Genomic DNA, 7300 nt, shown 5'->3' on the forward strand with positions numbered 1-7300 from the left:
GAAGGCGCCCTGCCCATGACCGGGATATGGCCGCCCGCCGAACTCCCCGGCATCCGTGTGATCTTCGGGGATCAGTGGCGCGAGGCGGCCGCGGACTACCGCTGTGCCGCCTGCGGCTGGACCGACAGCGCCACCGGCCCGGCCGTCCCCGGCTTCGTCGCCACCATCCGCCGCACCCACCGGGCCACCTGCCCGCAACCGGACAAGGACATCACCTGATGCGCCCGAGCGGGGCGGGCGCGGTGCGCGGGTCCTGTCTTCGCTGCGGCGCGCCGGTGCTCCGGCAGCTCGTCGGCCGGCGTGCCGCGCTGTCCGTGGTCGCCGATGCCGAACCGATGACCGCGGCGGACGCGTTCGCGCTGCGGGAGCCGAACCGGCTGGACTGGTGCCTGCGCGAGCTCAGCACCGGGCCGGATCTGCGGTGGACCGCGCGATCCCCGTCACCGTGCCCGCACCCGCACGTCATCGACCACCGATGCCCGGCGGGGACCCCGGCGGGGCGCCAGCCGGAGGGGGCGCTGTGGTGATCTCACGCCTCGGAGGGTTTGGCCGGCCGCTTGGGCTGTGCCGCCTTGGGCCGGTGCAGGTACCAGGCGATGAAGTCGCGGACGAGCTGGGCGCGTCCGCGGTCGCCGACGATGCGGCCGAGGTCTTCCCAGTCGTCGTCCGGGATTCGAATGACGCGATTCGTGGTGTGGGTGTCCTTCGCGCGGCTGACCATACGCACACCCTACGGGGTGCATATGCACTACGTCCACGAAACCCCTTGCCCGTGCATATGCACGGCGCTAGCCTGTGCATATGCACGGCACGTCTTGAAGTAGCGCCTGGCACGCGCCTCAACGCCCCATGCACCACCCCGCGATAGGAGCACCACCACATGCCCTGGGTCCGCTTCGACGACCGGTTCCCCTCGAACCGAAAGATCCGCCTCTTGTCGGACGGCGCCTTCCGGCTGTACGTCTCCGCGATCTGCTGGTCGGCCGAAAACCTCACCGACGGCGTCGTCAAGACGAAGGAACTGCGCCTCGTAGCCGACGTGAAGAGTGCATCACGGCGCGCTCAAGAGCTCGTCGACGCAGGACTTTGGATGCCGATTCCCGGAACAGGTTGGCGCATCCACGACTACCACGAGTACCAGCCTGCGGCCGAGCAGGTACGAGCCGACCGCGAAGCCAAAACCGCACGTCAGAAGCGATGGCGGGACAAGAAGCGCAGCGACGACGCCCCGCAGGACGAAGCAGATGTAGACGCGTCTACAGCACCGTCTCACGACGCGCCTGGAGACGCTGCCCCGCGCACGCGCGTCCCCGGCCCGACCCGGCCCGACCCGACCCGTACCTCTAGGGGGGCTGATGTGTGTGCCCCCCGTACCGGTAGTACGAGCCGCGCCACGACGGCGCACACACCCGTCCCCGCCGACTTCCAGCCCAACGCCGCATCCCTCGCCTGGGCCGAGCGCGACGGCCACCTCGCGCGCCTCGGCGGACACGATGCCCTCAACGCCGTCACCGCCGCCTTCATCGACTGGCACACCGCCAAGGACACCCGCGCCGCCGACCCCAACGCCCTCTGGCGCAAGTGGGTCCGCGAACAGCGCACCGCCCCCGCCGCAAGCGACACCACCGTCCTGCCGTTCCCCGGCATCCGCCGATCCACCACCGACGACCGCGTCACCCAGGCCCTCGCCGTAGCCGCCGAACTCCGCGCCCTCGAAGAAGGGAACCCGGCATGACCCCCGCCCAGACCGCCGAACTCCTCGCCTTCTGCGCCGCCTTCGACCGGCGCACAGTCGGCCGCGCCGACGTCCTCGCCTGGCACACCGTCCTCGGCAACCTGGACTTCGACGCCGCCCGCCAGGCCGTCGCCGCCCACTACAGCAGCGAGACCCGCTGGATCATGCCCGCCGACATCATCACCGCCGTCCGGGCCGTCCGCCGCGACCGGCTGGAGCGGCACACCGAAGCCGAACCCCCTCCCGGCGACACGGGCGACAACGCGTACCAGGCCGCACTCCTCGCCGAACGCCGCGCCATCGCCGACGGCAACGCCGAACCCCGCCCCGTCCCCGCCCTACCGCCCGGGGAGAGCCAGCAGCCGATGAACGGCCGGGCCCGCACAGTGCTCGCCGCCGTCGGCAACGAGGTCCCCGGCCGTCGCGACGGCGTAGTCAACGTCCTCGCCGTGCCCTGCCGCATCTGCCACGCCCGACCGGGCCGCACCTGTACCAGCCCCCGCAACACCCGCCGACGACGCGCCGACGTCCACCCCGCCCGTCTCGAAGACGCCCGCCGCGCCGCCGCCGGACAGCCCCCGATCGACCCCGCCGAGGCGCAGCAGGAGCTGGAGCGCCGCCTGGAGGCATCCCGCACCGCGCTCGCCGCTCTCCCGCCCGACACCGTGATCCCTGCCCCGGCGCCGCCCGATGCCGAGGAGCCCGCCGCCTCATGACCGGCCCGCCGCTACACCCCGAGCACGCCATCCGGTGCCCCTGGTGCGGCGCACAGCCCGGCCAGCGCTGCACCAGCCCCCGCGGCCGCCGCATCCCCGTCCCCAGCCACGAAGCCCGCATCACCGCCTGGACCAACCGGCCCGAGGAGCCCCGGACATGACCACCTTGCCCACCACCGAGAACTGCACCCAGTGCGGCCAGCCCTTCGACCCCACCGACAAGCGATTCGACGGCCGGGCCCGCCACGGCACCACACCGTTCTGCCGCCGCTGCGTCGACCGATGCCACGAGTCCACCGACTTCGCGCACAAGTGCGCCATCTGCCACCAGGACCAGGCGTGAACCCCCGTCCCTGCTACTGGCACGAGGAGCCCGACGGCAGCCGCTCCCTCATCCCCGGCTGCGCCGCCCGCGCCCTCGACCCCGACGCCGAGTGCACCTGCACCCTTGCCGAGCACCACATCGCCGACCTGCACCAGCAACTCGACGACGTCCGCCGCCGGTACCACCGCTTCGAGCGCTGGCACGACTGCGTGATGAGCGCCCTCCGCGCCCACCCGGACGGCGGCAACGTCTACCGCGCCGCGCAGAAGGAGTTCCACCGATGACCGCCCGCATCCGCCTCGACGACCTCACCGACAACGACCTCGACCGGCTGTACGACCGCCTGGACCGGCTGTACGGCCGCCTCGACCGCATCGCCGCCGAACACCACCGCAACACCGACTCCGACGACTGCGACCCCAACGCCTGCTCCGCCTGCTCCAAGATCTGGCCCTGCCCCACGTACCAGCTCGCCACCGGCGCCCCCGACACCCCGCCCAACACCTGACCGACACAACCACCCTGCAAGGAGCCCGCGATGATGCACCACGCCGACACCCTGATAGTCGCCCTCGCCGCCGGGGCCCTGGCCGCCGCCACCATCCAGGCCGGCGCCAACAGCAACCTCCGACCCGCCGTCTCGTTCGGCACCCTGGCCGTCCTCCTGGCCGTGGCCGCCGTCCGGGAGCACCGGGCCGCCACCGAGGCCCGCGACGCCGCCGTCCGGCTGGCACGCGCGGCCCGCGTCCGGCACCACCGGAACGTCGACGGGCAGCCGGTGTTCCGGTGGTGCTGCGAGACTTGGTGGCTCACCCGCGGCCACTCCCACACCACCACGTGCCCCGCCGACCGGACGCGGAGCGCCGCATGACCGCCCCTCCCTGCCCCGCCCCGGGCAAGTCCCGCTACGCCACCCGGGAGGCGGCCACCAGCGCGGCCCGGGCGCAGGTGGCTGCCGGCCGGATCCTCCGGCCGTATCAGTGCCCGTGCGGCTGGTGGCACCTGACGAAGGACGATGTTGAGCCTGCCGGGCCGCCGGCGGCCGAGACCATCGCCGAGATCACCGCTCTGGACAACGACGCCTTCGCCGACCTGGTCCGCCGTGACCGCCGGGGGATCGCGCACCCGCACGAGTCCGAAGCCCTCCGGCACCCGGCCGTCGTGCGGCGGTGGGAGGAGGAGCTGACGGTGCTGCTGGTGGACCTGGAGGCCCAGTTCGTGCAGCGTGCGGGTGATCAGTCCGAGCGGACGCGGGAGTGGCGCGGCCGGGCGATCTGGGTCCGCGCCGAGCTGGTGAAGCGCCGGCAGGAGGCTCGGGCTCTGCGCAAGGCGGCGAACCGGGAACGCCCTCGGGCCGTACTGCCGCCGGGCGCCGGCGAGCGGGAGCTGCGGCGGCTGGCAGGGGAGACCGCTGTCGAGCGGCTCAAGGCGGCGCACGGCCCGGAGTTCGCACGGTACGTGGCCGAGGAGTGCGAGCGCCTCGGCGTCGAGCCGCCGGCGAGCGTGCGGAAGTACCTGCCGGAGCAGACGGCCGAGGCGCGGCTGTGAATACCGCGCGATGCGCCCTGTGTGGCCGTCTGCTGCGCGATCAGGCGTCCCGGGTACATGGGGTGGGCCCGGTGTGCGCCAGGCGCTCACAGAGCCACTCGCGACCTCCGGTGTCCCGCCTGCGCCGCACACCCCTCCCGGACCTCCCATCGCCCGGACAAGCCGAGCTCCCCCTCGACCCGCAACAGTCCACCCTCTGGAGCCCGTGATGCCCGAAATCCTTCTCGCCTGTGTCAGCCCCGAAGCAGCCGCTGCCGTCGTCACCGCAGCCACCCGGCCCGGCGACACCGTGCACACCGTCCGCCAGGACGGCGCGTGCGTGGTCATCGGCTACCACGACCTGCGATGGCCCATGGATGTCGCCGAGTGGGCGCACGAGAACGGCCACGCCCACGACGACGACGCGGCCCGCGTGATCGTGAGGGTGCAGTGATGCCTACCCGTACCGGTTCACCTCCGCCTGCGCGGAGAGCACCGCTGGCTGCCGGTCGAGGACGCCCAATGACACTTCCGTCCCCCAACTCCTGCCGCTACTGCGGCATCGAGCAACGCGGCCACGCCCAGCGGTGGAAATCCCCGGTGGGCTGGCACAAGTGGACGCCGCCGACCCACGAGCAGATCAAGGCCCGCATGCTCGCCCGCCGCGCCGAGAGGAACCCACGATGACCGATACCACCATCCGCGTCGGCCAGGTCTACGTCGCCTGCCACCCCCTCGACGAAGGCCGCCGCATCCGCATCACCGAATACGAGGGCTACAGCGACGCGCGCGTCGTCGACGCCGACACCGGCAAACGTCCTCGCTGGATTCTTACCGCCCAGCTCCACGCCAGCGCCACCACCCGCCAAGGGAAGCCGAGGCGCAGCGGCTACGCCCTGGAACAGGAGACCGCGGCACCGCAACCGGCCGACGAAGCCATCGAGGCCACCACACCGGTCGCCGAACAATCCAGCGCCTCCACGGACCTCGACCAGGTCCTGCGGATCGTCGCCGCCTGGTGCGCCGGAGCCAACGACGGCGACGACGTTGATGCCGACGACCTCGCCTGGCAGTTGGAGCGCGCCGGCTACCCGCTGCCCGACATCCCGGAGGACGACGAGGACCGGGCCCCAGACCAGTGAGCGCCCCGGACCTCGTCGCCACCATCGCGGCCGCCGCCGGCCAACTCGCCATCGTGCTCCTGGCGATCGTGCCCCGGCCGGCCGACCGGATCGACGAGGGCGCACCGTGACCGGGCCGACCCGCGAGCAACTCCTCGCCGCCCTCGACCAGGCCGCCGCCCACGGCCGGCTCACCGAGCCCGAGACGGTGCTGCTCCGGGTCGGCATCGAGCACCTGGCCGCCGACCTCGCCGCGCTCCGCCGACAGGTCGGCGGCCTCCAGACCGCACTCCACACCACACGCCACGAACGGGACGACGCCCGGGCTGAACTCAACCGCCTGAACGCCGCCCTCAACACCACCGGAGACTGACCATGACCACCCCACGCATCCCCGCCGCCGGCACCCCGCTCACCCGCCGCGAACTCCAGGTCCTCGACGGGCTCAGCCGTGGCCGGAGCAACGCCGAGATCGGCACCACGCTCTTCATCACACCGAACACGGTCAAGAGCCACTGCCTGCGCCTCTACGCCAAGCTCGGCGCCCGCGACCGCGGACACGCCGTCGGCATCGCCTACCGCACCGGACTCCTCGCCCTTCCCCACCGGAGCGCCCGATGACCGATCACACCCGCCGTCCGGACACTGTCCGGACAACGCCGGACCACCCACTCCAGCACCCCTACACGGACACACGCGTCGACACCCCGCTCGCCGCCCACGCCGCCGCCCTCCAGCACCTGGAGGCCGCGCTCGCCGGCCAGATCGACGACGGCGCGCCCTGGGCAGCGTGCGACGCCAACATCGCGGCGCGCATCCGCGACGCCGTCGCCCCGCCCGAGGACACAACTCCCGCTGCTGTCCTGCAACGCATCACGCGGCGCACCGCCGATTGTCATGCAACAGCGAGTGCCGCGCGCGGCACTTGCTCCGTCTGCAACCGCGAGTACGCACTACGCACCGATGGCATGGTCCGTCACCACATGCGCGATCAGCCGGGGCCGCAATGGGAACGGGGCACCTGCGCCGGTGCTTACGAGCCACCGGCCTCCTGGGCGCACTGCTCGTCCTGACGAATCGCTGCGGCGGCGACCCGCCATGGCGCCGACATGTCGGCGGTCGTAGTCCTCAGCCCGTAGCTACGACCGTCACTTCTCGCCAAGTCGTCCGTGGGAAGAACGTCACCAGGTGAGCGGTCACGGCGCCCCCTTCTTGGGGCCAGGGCGAGCAGGTTCGACACCGTTGTCTCTGGCGATACGCCGGACGTATGCCGGGGTGAACGGCGAGCGGTCGGCAACATCGGTGGGTCGCTTGCCGGCACGGAGAGCTGAAACGACCGCCTGAATCGCTACTTCTCGGGATTCCTCGTGAGCCCGCTCCGTCTTTCGGTAGCGGCGTGTGGCCTGGTCAAGGGCTTCCATCTCATCCATGCGAAACAGAGTAGCGCAACCCACTTGCGCATCGACTCCGCGTATCGCTACTCTGTAGCGCAACAGGGGAACGCAAAGCCCAGGGGAGAGCCGATGAAGCGCACCGCCCGCCAGACCACCACCGCCACGCTCACCGACCTCACCCGCGCCGCCGACCGCCGCCAGCCGGTCACCATCACCTACACCAAGGCCGACGGCACCGAGACCGTGCGCACCATCGAGATCTACGACATCCGCACCACCAAGGCGGGCGACATCGTCCTCAAGGCCATGGACCGCCAGAGCGGTGACAGCAGGACCTTCCGCGTCGACCGCCTCATCTCCTACACGGTCCACCGCCGCAGCACCTACACCCTCCCGGTCCAGGAGCACCGCGCTGTGGCAGTCGAGGCCGTGAGCGTGAACACCCCCGACGAGGTCATCTGCCGCGAACTGGCCCGCGACGA

General features: G+C 72.0%; 19 protein-coding genes. 18 read left to right on the forward strand and 1 reads right to left on the reverse strand.

Going from position 1 to position 7300, the window contains the following annotated elements:
• A partial coding sequence (locus I5Q34_RS34120) for a hypothetical protein (RefSeq protein ID WP_234429953.1) occupies positions 1–219 on the forward strand: 219 nt, incomplete at its 5' end.
• A complete protein-coding gene (locus I5Q34_RS34125; protein ID WP_199896383.1) occupies positions 219–527 on the forward strand; it encodes a hypothetical protein in 309 nt (102 codons plus the stop codon). The genes I5Q34_RS34120 and I5Q34_RS34125, both read left to right, overlap by 1 nt.
• Before the next feature lie 2 nt (positions 528–529).
• On the opposite strand, the gene I5Q34_RS34130 is transcribed toward I5Q34_RS34125, so the two are convergent.
• Complete coding sequence (locus tag I5Q34_RS34130; protein WP_199896384.1) at positions 530–721, reverse strand: hypothetical protein; 192 nt, start codon at positions 719–721, stop codon at positions 530–532.
• Positions 722–880: 159 nt separating this feature from the next.
• Between I5Q34_RS34130 and I5Q34_RS35400 the strand changes: the two genes are divergently transcribed.
• From I5Q34_RS35400 to I5Q34_RS34205, 16 genes are all read left to right on the forward strand, one after another.
• A complete protein-coding gene (locus I5Q34_RS35400) occupies positions 881–1735 on the forward strand; it encodes a hypothetical protein (RefSeq protein ID WP_234429954.1) in 855 nt (284 codons plus the stop codon).
• Positions 1732–2451 carry a hypothetical protein gene (locus tag I5Q34_RS34140; RefSeq protein ID WP_199896385.1) on the forward strand — a complete coding sequence of 240 codons (720 nt, stop codon included), beginning with the start codon at positions 1732–1734 and terminating at the stop codon, positions 2449–2451. The genes I5Q34_RS35400 and I5Q34_RS34140 overlap by 4 nt, the downstream gene beginning before the upstream one ends.
• Positions 2448–2612, forward strand: coding sequence for a hypothetical protein (locus I5Q34_RS34145; RefSeq protein ID WP_199896386.1), 165 nt, complete (start codon positions 2448–2450; stop codon positions 2610–2612). The genes I5Q34_RS34140 and I5Q34_RS34145 overlap by 4 nt, the downstream gene beginning before the upstream one ends.
• Positions 2609–2794: a hypothetical protein gene (locus tag I5Q34_RS34150; RefSeq protein WP_199896387.1), complete on the forward strand. Its 186-nt coding sequence runs from the start codon at positions 2609–2611 to the stop codon at positions 2792–2794. Before I5Q34_RS34145 ends, I5Q34_RS34150 begins: the two co-directional genes overlap by 4 nt.
• Complete coding sequence (locus tag I5Q34_RS34155; protein WP_199896388.1) at positions 2791–3060, forward strand: hypothetical protein; 270 nt, start codon at positions 2791–2793, stop codon at positions 3058–3060. Before I5Q34_RS34150 ends, I5Q34_RS34155 begins: the two co-directional genes overlap by 4 nt.
• Positions 3057–3284, forward strand: coding sequence for a hypothetical protein (locus tag I5Q34_RS34160; protein ID WP_199896389.1), 228 nt, complete (start codon positions 3057–3059; stop codon positions 3282–3284). The genes I5Q34_RS34155 and I5Q34_RS34160 overlap by 4 nt, the downstream gene beginning before the upstream one ends.
• A 30-nt stretch (positions 3285–3314) precedes the next feature.
• Entirely contained in the window at positions 3315–3647 is a 333-nt protein-coding gene (locus tag I5Q34_RS34165) for a hypothetical protein (RefSeq protein WP_199896390.1), read from the forward strand.
• Positions 3644–4324 carry a hypothetical protein gene (locus tag I5Q34_RS34170; protein ID WP_199896391.1) on the forward strand — a complete coding sequence of 227 codons (681 nt, stop codon included), beginning with the start codon at positions 3644–3646 and terminating at the stop codon, positions 4322–4324. Before I5Q34_RS34165 ends, I5Q34_RS34170 begins: the two co-directional genes overlap by 4 nt.
• Complete coding sequence (locus I5Q34_RS35410) at positions 4321–4533, forward strand: DUF6011 domain-containing protein (protein ID WP_277965302.1); 213 nt, start codon at positions 4321–4323, stop codon at positions 4531–4533. The genes I5Q34_RS34170 and I5Q34_RS35410 overlap by 4 nt, the downstream gene beginning before the upstream one ends.
• The gene (locus I5Q34_RS34175) at positions 4533–4757 is read left to right on the forward strand and encodes a hypothetical protein (RefSeq protein WP_199896392.1); all 225 of its coding nucleotides are present in this window, start codon (positions 4533–4535) and stop codon (positions 4755–4757) included. The genes I5Q34_RS35410 and I5Q34_RS34175 overlap by 1 nt, the downstream gene beginning before the upstream one ends.
• Positions 4758–4825: 68 nt before the next feature.
• Positions 4826–4990: a hypothetical protein gene (locus I5Q34_RS34180; protein ID WP_199896393.1), complete on the forward strand. Its 165-nt coding sequence runs from the start codon at positions 4826–4828 to the stop codon at positions 4988–4990.
• The gene (locus I5Q34_RS34185) at positions 4987–5445 is read left to right on the forward strand and encodes a hypothetical protein (protein ID WP_199896394.1); all 459 of its coding nucleotides are present in this window, start codon (positions 4987–4989) and stop codon (positions 5443–5445) included. Before I5Q34_RS34180 ends, I5Q34_RS34185 begins: the two co-directional genes overlap by 4 nt.
• Positions 5446–5551: 106 nt before the next feature.
• Entirely contained in the window at positions 5552–5797 is a 246-nt protein-coding gene (locus I5Q34_RS34190) for a hypothetical protein (RefSeq protein WP_199896395.1), read from the forward strand.
• 2 nt (positions 5798–5799) lie between these two features.
• Positions 5800–6045: a helix-turn-helix transcriptional regulator gene (locus I5Q34_RS34195; protein ID WP_199896396.1), complete on the forward strand. Its 246-nt coding sequence runs from the start codon at positions 5800–5802 to the stop codon at positions 6043–6045.
• On the forward strand, positions 6042–6497 hold the full coding sequence (locus I5Q34_RS34200) for a hypothetical protein (RefSeq protein ID WP_199896397.1): 456 nt from the start codon (positions 6042–6044) through the stop codon (positions 6495–6497). The genes I5Q34_RS34195 and I5Q34_RS34200 overlap by 4 nt, the downstream gene beginning before the upstream one ends.
• 450 nt (positions 6498–6947) lie before the next feature.
• Positions 6948–7300: WYL domain-containing protein (locus tag I5Q34_RS34205; protein ID WP_199896398.1), on the forward strand; the 353-nt coding region annotated here is incomplete at its 3' end.

Source organism: Streptomyces sp. AV19 (assembly GCF_015999245.1).
GTDB lineage: Bacteria > Actinomycetota > Actinomycetes > Streptomycetales > Streptomycetaceae > Streptomyces.

What these genes read in the sequence shown, in the direction of transcription:
- I5Q34_RS34125 (WP_199896383.1), top strand. Translation starts at nt 219, where the DNA reads ATGCGCCCGAGCGGGGCGGGCGCGGTGCGCGGGTCCTGTCTTCGCTGC.
- I5Q34_RS34130 (WP_199896384.1), bottom strand. Translation starts at nt 721, where the DNA reads ATGGTCAGCCGCGCGAAGGACACCCACACCACGAATCGCGTCATTCGA.
- I5Q34_RS35400 (WP_234429954.1), top strand. Translation starts at nt 881, where the DNA reads ATGCCCTGGGTCCGCTTCGACGACCGGTTCCCCTCGAACCGAAAGATC.
- I5Q34_RS34140 (WP_199896385.1), top strand. Translation starts at nt 1,732, where the DNA reads ATGACCCCCGCCCAGACCGCCGAACTCCTCGCCTTCTGCGCCGCCTTC.
- I5Q34_RS34145 (WP_199896386.1), top strand. Translation starts at nt 2,448, where the DNA reads ATGACCGGCCCGCCGCTACACCCCGAGCACGCCATCCGGTGCCCCTGG.
- I5Q34_RS34150 (WP_199896387.1), top strand. Translation starts at nt 2,609, where the DNA reads ATGACCACCTTGCCCACCACCGAGAACTGCACCCAGTGCGGCCAGCCC.
- I5Q34_RS34160 (WP_199896389.1), top strand. Translation starts at nt 3,057, where the DNA reads ATGACCGCCCGCATCCGCCTCGACGACCTCACCGACAACGACCTCGAC.
- I5Q34_RS34165 (WP_199896390.1), top strand. Translation starts at nt 3,315, where the DNA reads ATGATGCACCACGCCGACACCCTGATAGTCGCCCTCGCCGCCGGGGCC.
- I5Q34_RS34170 (WP_199896391.1), top strand. Translation starts at nt 3,644, where the DNA reads ATGACCGCCCCTCCCTGCCCCGCCCCGGGCAAGTCCCGCTACGCCACC.
- I5Q34_RS34175 (WP_199896392.1), top strand. Translation starts at nt 4,533, where the DNA reads ATGCCCGAAATCCTTCTCGCCTGTGTCAGCCCCGAAGCAGCCGCTGCC.
- I5Q34_RS34180 (WP_199896393.1), top strand. Translation starts at nt 4,826, where the DNA reads ATGACACTTCCGTCCCCCAACTCCTGCCGCTACTGCGGCATCGAGCAA.
- I5Q34_RS34185 (WP_199896394.1), top strand. Translation starts at nt 4,987, where the DNA reads ATGACCGATACCACCATCCGCGTCGGCCAGGTCTACGTCGCCTGCCAC.
- I5Q34_RS34195 (WP_199896396.1), top strand. Translation starts at nt 5,800, where the DNA reads ATGACCACCCCACGCATCCCCGCCGCCGGCACCCCGCTCACCCGCCGC.
- I5Q34_RS34200 (WP_199896397.1), top strand. Translation starts at nt 6,042, where the DNA reads ATGACCGATCACACCCGCCGTCCGGACACTGTCCGGACAACGCCGGAC.